The organism is Flavobacterium sp. MDT1-60, assembly GCF_014844035.1.
GTDB lineage: Bacteria > Bacteroidota > Bacteroidia > Flavobacteriales > Flavobacteriaceae > Flavobacterium.
This window is the reverse complement of record NZ_CP062159.1, coordinates 4,723,542-4,738,050: the sequence shown is the minus strand read 5'-3', so window position 1 is coordinate 4,738,050 and position 14,509 is coordinate 4,723,542. Positions and strand designations below refer to the sequence as shown.

Here is a 14,509-nt window from a genome sequence, read left to right as displayed (position 1 = left end):
ATGAAATATATGTTATATCCGTTTTGTTTTTGCTACTCTTTTTTCTCTATTTTAGTAAGCTTGTAAGTTAACCTTTTGATTAGAAGTGTAAAATGGACGTTATGGGAAATAATAATAGAATAAATTGGGGAATTATTGGCTTGGGAAATATAGCAAATCAATTTGCAGCCGATTTAGTATTGATAGAAGATGCTAATTTAGTTGCAGTGGCTTCACGAAGTATCGAAAAAGCAAGGGATTTTGCAAATCAGTACAATTGTCCAAAAGCATACGATTCCTATGAAGCACTTTTTGCTGATGATCAGGTTGATATTGTTTATATCGCAACACCACACGATTCCCATGCCGAATTGTCTATTAAGGCATTAGAAAATGGCAAACATGTTTTATGCGAAAAGCCAATGGCGCTTTCTTATAAAGATGCGGTTCGTATGACTGAAGCCTCTAAAAAGTACAATAGATTTTTTATGGAAGCTTTCTGGACGCGTTTTATTCCGTCTGTAAAAGAAGTTTTAGAAAAAGTAAATCAGGGAATCATCGGCGACGTAAATTATGTAAAGGCTGATTTTAATTTTTATGCTGATGAAAAAGAAGGAGGAAGGCTTTTCGATAAAAAATTAGGTGGAGGAGCTCTTTTTGATATTGGCGTTTATCCCTTATTTCTCTCCTATTTAATGCTCGGAATTCCAAAAGAAATTATTGCGAAATCGGTTTATAGTAATAACGGAATTGATTTGCAGACTTCTATGATTTTGCATTATGAAAAAGCACAGGCTATTTTACACGCGTCAATAAATTCTGAATCTGATATGAAAGCCGTTATAGGAGGAACCCAAGGAAATATTCAACTGAATGCTCCATGGTTTGTGGCTGATGGATATTCGATTGTAAAAAATAATCAGGAGGAAGTGTGTAGTCTTCCAAATCTGGGCAAGGGATATGCTCATGAAGCGATCGAATGTCATAAATGTATTAGAAATAATCAGATTGAAAGCGAACTTTGGTCACATCAGAATAGTTTGGATTTGAGTAAGATTGTGGAAGAAATTAAGGTTCAGATTAAGTTGCCTTTTTAAAAATATATTTTTTTTGTAGTAAAATAGTTACAACATAATTATTTTCATTAGATTTAAAAACATTTAATGAATTTGAAATTATGTTAGTAAAAGTTTACGGAAGTGCGGTTTTTGGAGTAGAAGCAACTACCATCACCATCGAGGTTCATATGGACAAAGGTATTGGTTTACACTTAGTTGGTTTGCCGGATAGTGCTATTAAGGAAAGCAGTTTCAGGATTGCAGCTGCTCTTAAAAATAACGGATTAAATTTTCCTGGAAAAAAGATAACCATTAATATGGCACCCGCCGACCTTCGGAAAGAAGGTTCTGCTTATGATTTACCTTTAGCAATGGGAATATTAGTTGGTTCAGATCAGATCAAAGCGCCCGAAATAGAACAATATATTATTATGGGTGAACTTTCTTTAGACGGAAGTTTGCAGCCTATTCGCGGAGCATTGCCGATTGCCATAAAAGCCAAAGAAGAAGGGTATAAAGGCTTTTTTCTTCCGATCCAGAATGTAAAAGAAGCCGCCATTGTTGCTGGTTTGGATGTGTATGGTGTTACCAATTTGCAGGAAGTAATTAACTTTTTTAATGGAAAAGGAGATCTAAAACCTACAGTTATTGATACCAGAGCCGAGTTTTATAAAACCTTAGATTTTCCCGAATTTGATTTTTCTGATGTTCGTGGACAGGAAAGTATTAAACGTTGCATGGAAATAGCAGCGGCCGGAGGTCATAATATTATTTTAATCGGTCCACCGGGAGCAGGAAAAACAATGTTAGCGAAAAGGGTTCCGAGTATTTTACCACCAATGACCTTGCGTGAAGCTCTTGAAACAACTAAAATTCACAGTGTGGCCGGAAAATTAAAAGAAGTTGGTTTAATGAATCAACGGCCGTTTCGTAGTCCGCATCATACTATTTCAAATGTGGCTTTAGTTGGAGGCGGAAGTTATCCGCAACCCGGCGAAATCTCAATGGCGCATAATGGCGTTTTATTTTTAGATGAATTGCCGGAATTCAAACGCGATGTTTTAGAAGTGATGCGTCAGCCGCTTGAAGATCGTGAAGTAACGATTTCACGTGCAAAATTCACGGTTACATATCCATCGTCATTTATGTTAGTGGCGAGTATGAATCCGAGTCCGAGTGGTTTTTTCAACGATCCAAGTATGCCCAATACTTCTTCTCCACACGAAATGCAACGCTATTTGAGCAAAATTTCCGGCCCCTTATTAGACCGAATCGACATTCATATAGAAGTAACACCTGTTCCATTCGAGAAATTGGCCGATGACCGAAAAGCCGAAAGTAGCGTCGAAATCAGAAAACGTGTTACCGCGGCCAGAGAAATTCAAACCAAACGATTCGAAGAAATCGAAAACATACATTATAATGCACAAATGAGCAGCAAATTAATTCGGGAGTATTGCGCATTAGACGAGCAATCAAAAGAATTATTAAAAACCGCCATGGAACGTCTAAACCTCTCCGCAAGAGCGTACGACAGAATCCTGAAAGTAGCTCGAACCATAGCCGACTTAGACGCCGCACCAACAGTAATCTCTCAACACATAGCCGAGGCCATTCAATACAGAAGTTTGGATCGTGATGGCTGGCTAGGGTAGAAAAAAAATCTCGCAAAGACGCAAAGTCGCAAAGTTTTTCTTTTTAAGTTTTCTTTGCGGCTCTGCGTCTTTGCGAGATTAATTTACGCATAAAGCTTAGCGAACCTTGCGTAAAACTCTTGCGAACTTTGTGGTTAAATCAGCGGTCAGTAAGCTCGACTTTTATTTGGTAATATTCCAGAAACTCATTTTACGTCTTGTACTAAAACCCAGCTTCTCATATAAGGAGACAGCACCGATATTATGTTCTGCAACATGCAAAAATGGAATTTTGTTCTGATCAAAAATAGCATTTACAACATGAGTAATAAGTTGTTTGGCATAACCTTTTCCGGTATGATCAGGATGTGTAATTATCGCACTTAGTTCGGTAAAACAATTCATTTTCATACGCTCACCAGTAATGGCGATTAATTGATTGTCTTTAAAAATTCCGTAATAATCTCCAAGCATCATAGTTTTGTTTTTAAAATAACCAGGCTGTACTAAATTAACCAAATCACATAAAATTTCATTATGCTCTACAGTCAATTTGACGATTTCGGATTCTATTGGAAGTTGAATTTTTTCATTAATAATCATTTGAAGACAAACCAATTCTTTTGCAATCTTTAAAGTAGAAGCTATTTCAGGCTTTTCACCAACAATAAAGAAATTATCGATTAAGGCCGAATATTCTTTGGTTGCAATGGCCGTATTTTCTAAATGGGTAAAGCTTCCAAACGGACAATAATCCGGATTATAAAACTTAGTATTTCCATAATCAATAGCAAATTCCCGATGGTTTTCTGTTAAAGAATACCAAACCGGATTATCTAATTTATTTTCTTCTGAGATTGTCATTGTAATGTTTTTCAAAATTAAAAAGTGAAAGCGAATTTTGAAATATAAATGTAAGGATTTAAAATAAATAGCAAAAAAAATCCCACTTCAATCGAAACGGGATTCCATAAAATATAATAATAAATTTTACTTTCCTCTCGAAGCAAAAATTTCATCCAAACCTTCCATAGCAATAGTGAAGCCTTCTTTGAAACCCATTTCAATGATTTTTTCCAAATCAGAAAGGTTTTCATGTTTAATCGCAATATCAACAATGGTAGAAGTTCCTTGTTCAGAGAAATTTACATTCCAGTCAGAACGCGGAAAATCTTTGTTTAAGTTTCCCTCGCTGTCGCTAAAAGCATCCAGATATTTAAAGTTAGATTTAGGCGTAATCGAAGTAAAATCGGCTATAGCCCAATGCTCTTCGCCCTCAGGGCCAACCATGGCGTACAGTCTTCTTCCGCCTTCCTTGAAATCCATGCTTTTTGTTCTGGCTTTCCACGGAGCCGGCGCCCACCATTGGTCTAATATTTCCGGTTGTGTCCAGGCCGACCAAACATCAGCAAGTGGAGCGTTAAATTCGCGTTTTACGTTTACCGTGCTGTTTTCTTTGTCTACGGTAAAATTCATCAATAGATTAGATTTCATTTTCTTTAGCTTTAAGATTCATTAATACTTGATCTAATTGACTGAAACGGCTTTCCCAAATTTCCTTAAACTGTTCTAACCATTTGTCAATTTCTTTCATTTTGTCAATTTTTAGCTGGTAATAGATTTCTCTTCCGACTTTCTTCTCGGCTAATAATTCGCATTCATTGAGAATTTTAATGTGTTTAGAAACGGCTTGTCTCGTCGTATTAAATTGCTCCGCAATGGCATTTGGTGTCAAAGCGTTTGTGGCAACCAATACTAAAATTGCTCGTCGGGTCGGATCGGCAATGGCCTGAAAAATGTCTCTGTTCATTTTTGAATCATTTATATTTGCAACTAATTAGTTGCAAATATAAGCAACTTTTTGGTTGCGCAAAATATTTTTGTGATTTTTTTAAAATATTTTATTCTTCAGTAAATTTCTAAAGCGTACTTTAAATTTTCTACAAAAAAAAGACGCACAAATTGTACGTCTTAATATATTACTTTTTTTATGCTTCTAAATTACCCCCTAAACCTGTTCTTAACAATAATATCCTTAAGTCTGGCTTTTAAATCTTCACCAGTGTCATAAACCATTTGTTCATTATTCGGAAATGGCACAGCGCGTTTATTAAAATAACTCATATAATTGTCTTCGCAAGCGCTTTTATCTCCTTTGTAAGTCGAATAAATATTCTCAAAAATAAATTCGCTTGTTATCGGAAACGATTGCAGCAAAGCATTTGTCTTACTGTCTACGTAATCCACTTTTGCCGTAACCTGGCACGATTTAAATTGTCTAAACTCGTATATATTGGCACGAAGTGTTCTGTAGTTATCCACTTTTATTTCCTTACCAAGACTATCTTTCACAGGTCTGCCTCTGCTGTCCAAAAGCGTTTTTACACCATCTTTAACTTGTCTTTCTTTGATGAATTCTTTTTCCTTAATTTGCTCAGGCGAGATATTAATTTGTACAAAATTTACAATCAAACTATAATCGTACTTTACATTTTTTGTCTGGCGCTATGATAAACCGTCCATTTATCATTTAATCCGTAAGTCTTAATATCCAATAAATCATCCTGAAGTTGTTTCGGAATCACCATATTGGTTTGATTTTTAGCATAAACATCTACAAAATCAGTTCCTTTAAATTGTGCATCATCCATCAGTTTTTTAGTATTTTGATATCCCGGATTAATACTTTCCAAATAAGATAAGTCATTGTAGGCTTTTCTAAAATCCAGTTTGTTACTCGATTTTAAAAGCGCAGATGCATTTCCATACAAATATTTCGACAATGCATTTTTACTCTTTACAATCTGATCCGAATAATTATCAAATGCAAAAGAAGCATTTTTGCCTTGCTTAAGTAACGGCAAAGGCAGTAAAGGCCTAATTTTCTCCTGACGATTATTCAATTGCAAATACGTATTATAAACACGTTCTGAATTCGCCGGATTGGCATCTTTCGCCAGCAAATCAAGATCACGCAAATCCCTGTCTTTCGCTTTTGCAAACGCCTCTTCGAGCAAATAAACATAATCCTGTTTTCCTTTCGCCTCTTTTTTAGTTTTTAAAGCCTCTACAGCTTTATCTATTGCAGCATCATAATTCCCATCGCTAATTAAGGATTGCGTGGTTTTTACGCCACAAGAAGAAAGCGCTAAAAATAATATTGAAAAGAAAACGGTAATTTTTTTCATTCTAAAGACCTATTGATTTGAAGGCGTAAATATATTAGTTTTGAAATTGTATTACATCTTTTTTTTGAATGAAAAACGACTGGTATTACATTTAGGATTTTAATTTTTAGAAGCAGAAATTTTCGTTTTCATAAGAACGACCCGTCCCGCTGTTCCTTCCAATTTTTTGTGGTGAACCCCACCACAAAAAGATTTTCCCTCCCATCGGGGCTAGTGTAGAAATTTAGTATTTCACAGAAAAAATGGGCATCACTTTGCGAAGAACAAAGTAATTCCGCCAAAATGTCTTGCTATGGTTCCATCTTATTTCGGCCAATACAACACATTAAATTTGTGACCATCAGGATCTGAGAATCCAAAGAAATAGCCTTTTTCAAAATTTTGAGGTTCAGCAAAAATTCTTCCACCGGCATTTTTAACAGCCAATAATCGCTGAAGCACTTCATCTACACTTTCAGCCGAAAGCGAAAATATAATTTCATTGCCCTGCTTTAAATCGGAAGCCTCGTCATTCACCGCCCATTTAAATCTTTCTTTTATAAAAAAATGAATTATAAAATTATCATCTCCAAAACAAAAACTGGTCAATTCTTCGTTTGTACCATTTGGTTTAAAACCCAGTTCGCTATAAAATTTGGTAGTTCGTGCTAAGTCTTCTACTGCCAAATTAGCCCATATTTTTTTAGTTTTCATACCATTAATTTTTAAAAAATTAAACTTAATTCCCACCATTAAATAATAGTCGTGTACTAAATTTACGAATTTTAAATTAAATAGAAGCGAAGACGTATGGCTGTGCACGTCTGCGGATTTATATAGAGGATAATCTCAATAGTTTATTCCGTACAAAGATTATTGTAGAGACGCACAGTAGTGCGTCTAACGTGTAGTATGTTTTCTAATTTTTACCTGATAAACAATTTCCCAAAATATAATCGAGAAAACAGCATTTGCTAGTATTGCGGTTTTAACCTGATAAGGATCGTAATTTAAAAACAGATGTAAATTGGTAAACTTCAAAGCTAAAAATAAGGCTAAAGCCGCAATTGCAATAGCACAGATTACATTTAGTAAAACAGTCCATTTTAAAGCGAAGAAAGCATAAGCAATATTTAATAAAGCAAAACCAAAGCCTAAAGTAATAAAAGGATCGGTTTTTAATTTTTCACCCAACGTTAATAAAAGGGGAGTAGAAGAAAGGTATAAAAAGAATAGTATGGAGTAAATTAGGATTCGAACTTGTGGTTTCATTTTTTATGTTTTTTGATGAGTCGTTTGAAAGTTATAAAAATTATTTTAAACGTTATTTAGCAATTTTATCTCGATTTTAGTAACTGGTAAATTAGGATTATAGTTAAGATAAAGATAAATAAAAGCCAGGAATAAACTTTAGACTTGTTTGAATAATCCTTTTTAATGATTGCATTATCGGTTATATTGAATTCTATATTTTTCAAATACTGAGCTAAATCATCATACTCTGAAATTTCAAATGATGTAAATACTATTTTTTTACCTTTTTGAATTTCAATTGTCATTTTTTCTCCTTTATAAACAGTTATTTTTCGGCTATTAGCTGCCGAATTAATTTCATAATCTTCTTCATGTATATTTTGAATATTTTCTAATGGAATTACAAATTTCAAAAACAATAAAGGCCTCTCAATAACTAAATTTTTGTTTGTCAGAGTAATTGTTTTTATGTTGAAAATCATAAATAAGGACAATAAACCAAAAAAACAAAATACACCAATAAGTATACAAAAAGCAATTAAGTCTCCATTAGTTGAAGATTCAGGTTTTGTGAATCCTGATGATAAATAATATGATATTGCAAAAAAGAAAGATGCACCAATCAAACCAAATCCTATTGGTAAAAAACTTACTGTACTTTTAAAAATGTTTTTTTCCATTTGGTTTTTATAATATTACTATTAACTTGATAATATAGTTTTATTTTTTTGCTTATCGTTGCCACTACCTGAATTCGGTATATCTACCAGAGTAACTTAGTATTAATAAGAGGAATTTGAAGAATTGGTAATCTTATATTTTGTTCTTTATCAATCCAATTACAAGTGTTGCGCTTAATGCAATTAACAATAGAAGGATAGTAACAGGAATGTTATCTTCCACTACAAAATTATGGTTTAGATAAAGTAACGTAAAATCATATAATCCATAAAACAAAAAAATAATGCTTACCAAAACCAAACTAATAATTGTAAACCGCAAAGGATTTCTAATGATATCTTTTGACTGATTATAGTTATTTAAAATAGTTAATAAAATTGCTGTTAGAATTGCAAATCCAATTAATAAATAATCAGTGGTTCTAGTTTCAGTATTATGTCCTGCTGCACCAACCATAACTTTCGCAAATAAAAATAATGGCAAACTAGCAATTAAAATCGCTCTGTAAATCTGGAAGCTTATTTTGTAGATGTTTTTCATTTAGTCTTACAATTATGCTTTTATTGTTTACTGCAAAATCGCATCAATTTTAGCTTCTGATTTTTCTTTAATGGTACTATCTGGATGAAAACTCCAGATAATCAGAAATTTTCCTTTCGCAAGATACTCTTCCGGATGTTCGTCTGTTGGCTGACCGTCTTTTCCCCATAACAATCCTTGCAGAAATTTGTCACCTTTAAATCTGTTTTCAAATTCAATGTACATGATAGAACCGCTGTCTGCTTTGCTTTTGAAACTTTGAATTTCTTTGCTTTTCACCACTCCAACAATGTTGCTGTAAGTGGTAATATCAGTATAGAAATTACAAGCCGCATTAGTAACGCAAATTTGGCCGTCGCTTAAAAAATAGCTTTTGGGAATTTCTTTGGGTTTTAGTTTTAAATCAGCAATAGTCTGGCTGAATAGAGTAGTAGTAAGTAATAGGAATAATGCCGACAAGGGAATCGTAATTTTCATTGGTTTACAGGTTTTAGTTTTGGGGTTGTAGCAAGCTAAAATAATATATTTATTTGAGTTAATTGAATTTCGTTTAATCAGGAAGATTAAAAAGAATTTATTAGCATGCTAGTGCGAGCTTCGTACTCGTCCCTATCATTTTTTTAATTTCAGTTTTGTATAGCTTTTGTTAATTGGGACGTTCTCGCTAACAGGGAAATCTAAATGAAATATTTTTTAAACGCAAACAAGGCTAACTGTAAGAGTTAGCCTTGTTTTATATTTTAAAATACAGTTACCATCTACGAGCTTTTTTAACCAGTTTATACAAAATATATATAATTGCTCCCAATATAATAAAACAGAATATCTGCCATATAAATAACATAATATTAAAATCTTCGATTAACATCATTTCTTCTTTCATAGTTAAAAATTATTATTCCTGTATTTAATTTTTATGTATTTAATCAAATAAAAAATACATCCAATTATCAGTAAAAGTAAAATGGGGAAAGAATAGCTTACAATATAAATTGTATTAGAAATACAAAAATTGAAATTGTATTCTGTGAAGTAGAAGAATACCAATAATAAAGTACCAATTGTTAGAAATGTCAAAAAATTAATTTTCATTTATATTATTGATCTGACCTACTCTCAGATAATGTGCCTTCGCTTCCCTTAGTTAGAATCATTAGTACAATAATTTTAGAATCATTATTTACAATAAAAGGAAAAATCATTTCATCATTAAATTTGACATAATATAATTTTTCCTTCTCTTTAAGTACTATTTTATCTTGTCTATATTTTTTAGCCTCTTCTCGTGAATATATAATTATTTGCTCTTTATTTTTTTTATATTCTTGCTTTATAAAATTAAGCACATAAAGACTCAATATTTTTCCTTTACTAGTATATTTTACATGCTCTTCGATAATATTATCGACATTAGATGTGTTCTTTACTATTTCATTGGAAAATTTTTTAAGAATGTACATATCACTCTCTGTATAAAAATAATATCCAATACAGAAAGTTACAATTAATAGAAATCCTAATAACAATATTTTTTTCATATTTAAATATCTTTTAATTACAAGTACCTTTATTACTTCCTGCATTTCCTCCAGTAGTTTGTTTACTGCCATTGACAGGAGTAATCATACTCCGAATGTTTTGCCCTAATTTCCCTGGATTATTGCCACTTCCGCCAGGCCATGTTCCAGTTGAATCTGAGAAATTTAGCCCACCAAGTCTGCCAATAGCTAATGCAAAATCAGTACAATTGTATGAATTTAAATTATATGTGGTAGGTACATTATCCTTACAATAATTAATTATATTTTTTAGTTGACTTGAACTAATATTATTAGATATACTTACATCAAAATAATGATTTTCGTCATTTCCAAAGGCTTTTTTATCTGAAGGTGATGTTACAGGATTTACTGATGTAGCTGGCCAATAGCCTAATACACGTCTTATTTCTCCTTGCTGAATTGCTATAAATGTGTGGCCAACATCACCTGATAATGTATAAGCATCCGCATTATTAGGGATAGGCTGATCTACATAAATTATTAATTGTGCAGTGTTATTCAAATTAAAACACTTTAAGTATTCCTTTATATCTGTTATTATTTTTGCGGGGCCAACTATAACTATTTTATTTGTGATAGTATTGTTATTCCCCTGGTTGCTACCACCCCCCCCCTCCACTAGGAGAAATATAACCCCCTGTATCAGAACCTCCAATAACAGGACTACGTGGCCCATAATATTCAACAGGTGTACCTTTACTTGGACCATATACAATAACTTCTCTTAACGGAGTTGCAGTATCACCGCCTGACAAACCACCACATCCACCATCACCAAAATCAGCATAAACGCATGGGGCTTCAATCGGAGCTTTATTTGTTATGTTTCTCTGCGTATAATCTACAACTTCTACAGTTCCAGTTTCGACAACCTGATTATTTACAAATTTAGCAGCTCTGACAAAACCGGTTTTTAAATCCCAAACACTCATGAAACCTGTAAAATCACCACCCTCTATTGATTGACTGCTAGGTTGAACTTCTTTATTAGTATATATTTCATAAACAAGTGCCTTGTAATCTTCTTTGCCTGTTTTATAAATATACAATCTTTGTTCCCAAAAGTCGCGTTGGTCTTTTTTCAATTCATTAACAGGAACAATTACCGTTTCTGTTCCATCTTGTGAGGTTGTAATTTTCGCCTCAGTCCAATTGTAATCCAAATTCTGAAATAAAGAATAATTCTCGCTACTGGCTTCATATTGTTTAAACCAACTCTGCACATCTTTAATATTCGCTTGACTTACTTTATGTTCTTCTGAAATTCCATCATTAGCACAATTCGATAATAAGAATGTAATACATGAAATTAGAACAATTCCTAAAATTTTTTTAAATTTTTGCTTCATTTTTTTTTAGTTTTAAAAATTAGTTGAAGCAATTTATTATGCAAAAACGGAATAATAAGTAAGAAAAAGCTTAAAAAATAATAAAATAAGATTTTTCTTTATTTTTTAATGTGTAAATTTAAAAGGTTAAGGATGAAGATAATCATCTGGTTATAGCTGTATTAGCATTGAAGTTATAATAGTTTTTTTATTTCTTCGATGTTTTTGTATGCACTATGTTAATAAAGTTAGTCCCGTTAAATTAGCTTTTCCGTTTTTAAGGAATTCGTAGGTCATTCGGTCAGCATGACAATCAATAAATTGAATACCTTTTAACTTATTGCCTTTAAAAAAAGTATTGATAAGGGTTGCATCCTTAAAAGTCACTTTTGAAAAAGAACAGTTTTCGAAAGAACATTCTTCTATTGTACCATTAAAAACCACATCCGAAATTTGTGATAGTTTAAATGTCGATAGATTCCAAACCGCATTTTCTATAATGCAATTTTTAAATTCTGATGTATTTAATTCAACTCCTGAAAAATTTGCCTGTGAAAAATTACAGTTTTTAATTTCACTGGACGAAAATTCCGTGTCTATGAGTAAACATTCAACAAACTGATTGTTTTGTAAGTCAGAAGTCTGAATTTTACTATTTCTCAAATCTGAATTAGAAAAATCGCAACCAACAATATTGTTGGATTTAAGTATTAAATTCGACAAGTCGGAATCAATTAATTTACAATTCTTCATGTTTGAAGTACTGAATTTGTCTTTAAGGTTGTTTAACCCGGAAAAGTCTGCGTCAACCCAATTTCCTGATGACATATTCCAACTTAAACCTAAATTAGTCTTTGGTTTTGATGATGAAATTTCTGCAGATTGTTTTTTGGTCGTTTCAACTTGGTTTTCTGAAACGTTAGACTTAAATGTTTCAGAAAAATAGTTCAAGTCCACACAGAGAATTTCGGCAAGTCGGTTTAATGTAGCAATATCAGGCATTGACTCACCTCTTTCCCATTTACCAACTGCTTGAGGGCTAATTGACACTTGTTGTGCAAGGTCTGCTTGTGAAAGGTTCATTTTCTTTCTGACTGTAGCAATTTTATTGCCTACTGATTTTGAATTTAGCATCATAATTATATTTTTTATTTGATACTGCAAAGCTATAGTGACCCATAGCTTGTTTGCAAATAAAGTCAGCTACCAATAGTTGTTATTGCGCTACTTATAGTTGTTATTGACAACCCTGTAGTAGTTTTTGATAAGTTTTGGGGTTTGTACCAAGCTAAAATAGGTTTTTATTTTAAATGTTGTGGTGAATTTTTAGTAGCAGCAATTTTCATTTTCAAAAGAACGACCCGTCCCGCTGTCCGCTAAATCTTTTGTGTCCGCCGCGGCGGACACAAAAGGATATCGCTTTCATCGGGGCTAGATTAGAAGTTTTTTTTTCAGAAGTGTATGCAGGTCTTTGTCTCGTCCTGAAAAAAGTTTAGAAAATATTAATTAATAATTTTGGTAGCAATTTCAAAGACTTCTTCTTCGATTTCATCTTTTGTTGGATCTTTTGCAATTCTTTCAATTTCATTCAAAACCATTTTATCTTTAATGATTTCTCCAAAAGTAATAAGAATCCAATATTTCCAAACTTGATCCTCACTTTGTAAAATTTTCAATATTTCAGAAGAAATTTTTTCCGAAAATGGAATTAGAAGTTCTGCAATTGGTCTGCTAATTGGCCAGTTCATATCTTGTAACCATTCGAGTAAATCTGGAATAATAGATTCGATTTCTTCAAATGAACAGTTTTTGAGTTTTTCAACTGTTTCAAAATCAAATTTATCTTTTGGGATTAAGGTTTTGATGCTCATATGATTAAGATCTATTGTCTATATATTGTAAAATATAAATGCAAATAGAGAAAACAAGAATCACAAATACGATATTACAAATTCGGTATCTAATTCTATTTCTTCTTGTTTCACTCTTCCATTCTGCAGTAAAAACGTTGCTTAGTCTTTTATGTATTTTGCGATTGAAATACTCAATTGTCAAGGAAATTATCATAAAAAATGAAAATAAAAAAGGAAAGCTGATATGTACAGTCGGAAATAAGATTTTCTTTAAAATTGCACAAATTGCTAATACAAAAAATGCTTCAAGGCTAGAAAGTGCCAATGTTGGTTTATGCCCTTTACTAGAGCCAGTATGAAGGTAAAAGAATCGGCGATATATTTTATGAATGTCCAAAAGTTATTTTTAGTTAAAAAGGAATATTATGGGGTTAAAAAAAAGCACAAAATCGTAAGATAGTTGTGCTTTGTAGAATTTATATTTCTGAGGAATTATTTCCCTTTCAGTAATTTTTCTAAATACTCGTTTTTGTCTTTTTCAGCCTGAACCAAACGTTCGTAAAGCTCAACTACTTTATCAAGAGGATTGAAATTACAAATATTATTATGACCAAAATTACTATTTGAAACTGACTCATTAAAAGTATTAAAATAGTTAAACACATTTTCTTCTGAAAAACTTTTAATAGCTTCTACCGTAACGCCAAGTGCTTCTGCAATAGTAGCAAGTTTCGTTTCGTCAATAGTTTCGCTTCCTTCGATACCAGAAATAGCTTGTTGGTTTGAACCAATCGCTTGCGCAAGTGCTTCCTGCTTCATACCTCGAAGTTCTCTGATTCGGCTGATATTTCGGCCAATATGTTTTGGTTTTGCTGCTGTGCTCATATTTCAAAGGTATTTAAAATTTTCCGATTTTATAGTGGGTAAATATATGATTTTTCTGAAGTAAACTGCACTATCCTAAAGTGCAGTTTGGAGTATCAATTTTCCACAATCTTGTCATTTCGACGTAAGGAGAAATCCTCGCAAGAAACTCGACAAAGAGCGGAAATGTTGTACGCTAAAATCACGAAAATAAATCATTCAAGAAATCCAGATTTGGATTAATAGTTTTTATCAATTCGATTTTCTTTTCTCTGCGCCAGTCTTTTACTTCTTTTTCGCGAGCAATTGCTTCTTGGATCCAGGAAAACTTTTCGTAATATAGTAAGTATGTAACGTGATATTTTGAGGCGAAAGTTTTGTTTCCAGTTGAGTTATTTTCTGTATGTTGGTTTAAACGAATTTTTAAATTATTTGTAACTCCAGTATAAAAAACAGTTTTATGCTTGTTTGTTATTATGTATATGTAGTAAGTATGATAACCTTCCTGTGATTGCATTTTTAATTTTTGGCTAAAGTTAGAATTAATTTTAAGATTTTTCTTTCTTTTTTTGTTCTGAATTTGATATAC

At 32.4% G+C, this 14,509-nt stretch carries 17 protein-coding genes and 1 pseudogene; 2 read left to right on the top strand and 16 right to left on the bottom strand.

Annotated features, from left to right (window positions below; genetic code table 11):
- The first annotated feature begins 101 nt into the window (after positions 1-101).
- Together IHE43_RS20025 and IHE43_RS20020 are read left to right on the top strand one after the other, a co-directional pair.
- Positions 102-1,076: a Gfo/Idh/MocA family protein gene (locus tag IHE43_RS20025; protein ID WP_192185549.1), complete on the top strand. Its 975-nt coding sequence runs from the start codon at positions 102-104 to the stop codon at positions 1,074-1,076.
- Positions 1,077-1,156: 80 nt separating this feature from the next.
- Positions 1,157-2,692 carry a YifB family Mg chelatase-like AAA ATPase gene (locus IHE43_RS20020; protein ID WP_192185548.1) on the top strand — a complete coding sequence of 512 codons (1,536 nt, stop codon included), beginning with the start codon at positions 1,157-1,159 and terminating at the stop codon, positions 2,690-2,692.
- 162 nt (positions 2,693-2,854) lie between these two features.
- Here IHE43_RS20020 and IHE43_RS20015 read toward each other — a convergent pair whose 3' ends face one another.
- The 16 genes and pseudogenes from IHE43_RS20015 to IHE43_RS19940 all read right to left on the bottom strand — a co-directional run bounded on the left by IHE43_RS20015 (position 2,855) and on the right by IHE43_RS19940 (position 14,437).
- On the bottom strand, positions 2,855-3,535 hold the full coding sequence (locus IHE43_RS20015; RefSeq protein WP_192185547.1) for a GNAT family N-acetyltransferase: 681 nt from the start codon (positions 3,533-3,535) through the stop codon (positions 2,855-2,857).
- Positions 3,536-3,661: 126 nt separating this feature from the next.
- Positions 3,662-4,165, bottom strand: coding sequence for an SRPBCC domain-containing protein (locus tag IHE43_RS20010; protein ID WP_192185546.1), 504 nt, complete (start codon positions 4,163-4,165; stop codon positions 3,662-3,664).
- Positions 4,155-4,481, bottom strand: a complete 327-nt coding sequence (locus IHE43_RS20005) for a helix-turn-helix transcriptional regulator (RefSeq protein ID WP_192185545.1) — start codon at positions 4,479-4,481, stop codon at positions 4,155-4,157. Before IHE43_RS20005 ends, IHE43_RS20010 begins: the two co-directional genes overlap by 11 nt.
- 191 nt (positions 4,482-4,672) lie before the next feature.
- Positions 4,673-5,859 (bottom strand): annotated as a pseudogene (locus IHE43_RS20000) (hypothetical protein).
- 303 nt (positions 5,860-6,162) lie between these two features.
- The gene (locus tag IHE43_RS19995) at positions 6,163-6,552 is read right to left on the bottom strand and encodes a VOC family protein (RefSeq protein WP_192185544.1); all 390 of its coding nucleotides are present in this window, start codon (positions 6,550-6,552) and stop codon (positions 6,163-6,165) included.
- Between the two features lie 186 nt (positions 6,553-6,738).
- A complete protein-coding gene (locus IHE43_RS19990) occupies positions 6,739-7,110 on the bottom strand; it encodes a hypothetical protein (protein WP_192185543.1) in 372 nt (123 codons plus the stop codon).
- A gap of 65 nt (positions 7,111-7,175) precedes the next feature.
- Entirely contained in the window at positions 7,176-7,772 is a 597-nt protein-coding gene (locus tag IHE43_RS19985) for a hypothetical protein (RefSeq protein WP_192185542.1), read from the bottom strand.
- Positions 7,773-7,905: 133 nt separating this feature from the next.
- Entirely contained in the window at positions 7,906-8,313 is a 408-nt protein-coding gene (locus IHE43_RS19980) for a hypothetical protein (protein ID WP_192185541.1), read from the bottom strand.
- Between the two features lie 27 nt (positions 8,314-8,340).
- On the bottom strand, positions 8,341-8,790 hold the full coding sequence (locus IHE43_RS19975) for a hypothetical protein (protein WP_192185540.1): 450 nt from the start codon (positions 8,788-8,790) through the stop codon (positions 8,341-8,343).
- A 620-nt stretch (positions 8,791-9,410) separates the two neighbouring features.
- On the bottom strand, positions 9,411-9,851 hold the full coding sequence (locus IHE43_RS19970) for a hypothetical protein (RefSeq protein ID WP_192185539.1): 441 nt from the start codon (positions 9,849-9,851) through the stop codon (positions 9,411-9,413).
- A 13-nt stretch (positions 9,852-9,864) separates the two neighbouring features.
- Complete coding sequence (locus IHE43_RS19965; RefSeq protein WP_192185538.1) at positions 9,865-10,377, bottom strand: hypothetical protein; 513 nt, start codon at positions 10,375-10,377, stop codon at positions 9,865-9,867.
- A gap of 97 nt (positions 10,378-10,474) precedes the next feature.
- The gene (locus IHE43_RS19960) at positions 10,475-11,224 is read right to left on the bottom strand and encodes a hypothetical protein (RefSeq protein WP_192185537.1); all 750 of its coding nucleotides are present in this window, start codon (positions 11,222-11,224) and stop codon (positions 10,475-10,477) included.
- A 213-nt stretch (positions 11,225-11,437) separates the two neighbouring features.
- A complete protein-coding gene (locus IHE43_RS19955) occupies positions 11,438-12,340 on the bottom strand; it encodes a pentapeptide repeat-containing protein (RefSeq protein WP_225585216.1) in 903 nt (300 codons plus the stop codon).
- Positions 12,341-12,705: 365 nt separating this feature from the next.
- Positions 12,706-13,074 (bottom strand): DUF5071 domain-containing protein, encoded by a 369-nt coding sequence (locus IHE43_RS19950; protein ID WP_192185536.1) that lies wholly within the window; start codon positions 13,072-13,074, stop codon positions 12,706-12,708.
- Positions 13,075-13,548: 474 nt separating this feature from the next.
- Positions 13,549-13,941, bottom strand: a complete 393-nt coding sequence (locus tag IHE43_RS19945) for a helix-turn-helix domain-containing protein (protein ID WP_192185535.1) — start codon at positions 13,939-13,941, stop codon at positions 13,549-13,551.
- Positions 13,942-14,122: 181 nt separating this feature from the next.
- On the bottom strand, positions 14,123-14,437 hold the full coding sequence (locus IHE43_RS19940) for a GIY-YIG nuclease family protein (RefSeq protein WP_192185534.1): 315 nt from the start codon (positions 14,435-14,437) through the stop codon (positions 14,123-14,125).
- Positions 14,438-14,509: the final 72 nt, after the last annotated feature.

Coding starts and splice junctions, on each gene's coding strand:
- IHE43_RS20015 (WP_192185547.1), bottom strand. CDS start 3,535: ATGACAATCTCAGAAGAAAATAAATTAGATAATCCGGTTTGGTATTCT.
- IHE43_RS19940 (WP_192185534.1), bottom strand. CDS start 14,437: ATGCAATCACAGGAAGGTTATCATACTTACTACATATACATAATAACA.
- IHE43_RS19975 (WP_192185540.1), bottom strand. CDS start 8,790: ATGAAAATTACGATTCCCTTGTCGGCATTATTCCTATTACTTACTACT.
- IHE43_RS19945 (WP_192185535.1), bottom strand. CDS start 13,941: ATGAGCACAGCAGCAAAACCAAAACATATTGGCCGAAATATCAGCCGA.
- IHE43_RS19995 (WP_192185544.1), bottom strand. CDS start 6,552: ATGAAAACTAAAAAAATATGGGCTAATTTGGCAGTAGAAGACTTAGCA.
- IHE43_RS19985 (WP_192185542.1), bottom strand. CDS start 7,772: ATGGAAAAAAACATTTTTAAAAGTACAGTAAGTTTTTTACCAATAGGA.
- IHE43_RS19990 (WP_192185543.1), bottom strand. CDS start 7,110: ATGAAACCACAAGTTCGAATCCTAATTTACTCCATACTATTCTTTTTA.
- IHE43_RS19970 (WP_192185539.1), bottom strand. CDS start 9,851: ATGAAAAAAATATTGTTATTAGGATTTCTATTAATTGTAACTTTCTGT.
- IHE43_RS20025 (WP_192185549.1), top strand. CDS start 102: ATGGGAAATAATAATAGAATAAATTGGGGAATTATTGGCTTGGGAAAT.
- IHE43_RS20010 (WP_192185546.1), bottom strand. CDS start 4,165: ATGAAATCTAATCTATTGATGAATTTTACCGTAGACAAAGAAAACAGC.
- IHE43_RS20020 (WP_192185548.1), top strand. CDS start 1,157: ATGTTAGTAAAAGTTTACGGAAGTGCGGTTTTTGGAGTAGAAGCAACT.
- IHE43_RS19980 (WP_192185541.1), bottom strand. CDS start 8,313: ATGAAAAACATCTACAAAATAAGCTTCCAGATTTACAGAGCGATTTTA.
- IHE43_RS19950 (WP_192185536.1), bottom strand. CDS start 13,074: ATGAGCATCAAAACCTTAATCCCAAAAGATAAATTTGATTTTGAAACA.
- IHE43_RS20005 (WP_192185545.1), bottom strand. CDS start 4,481: ATGAACAGAGACATTTTTCAGGCCATTGCCGATCCGACCCGACGAGCA.
- IHE43_RS19960 (WP_192185537.1), bottom strand. CDS start 11,224: ATGAAGCAAAAATTTAAAAAAATTTTAGGAATTGTTCTAATTTCATGT.
- IHE43_RS19955 (WP_225585216.1), bottom strand. CDS start 12,340: ATGATGCTAAATTCAAAATCAGTAGGCAATAAAATTGCTACAGTCAGA.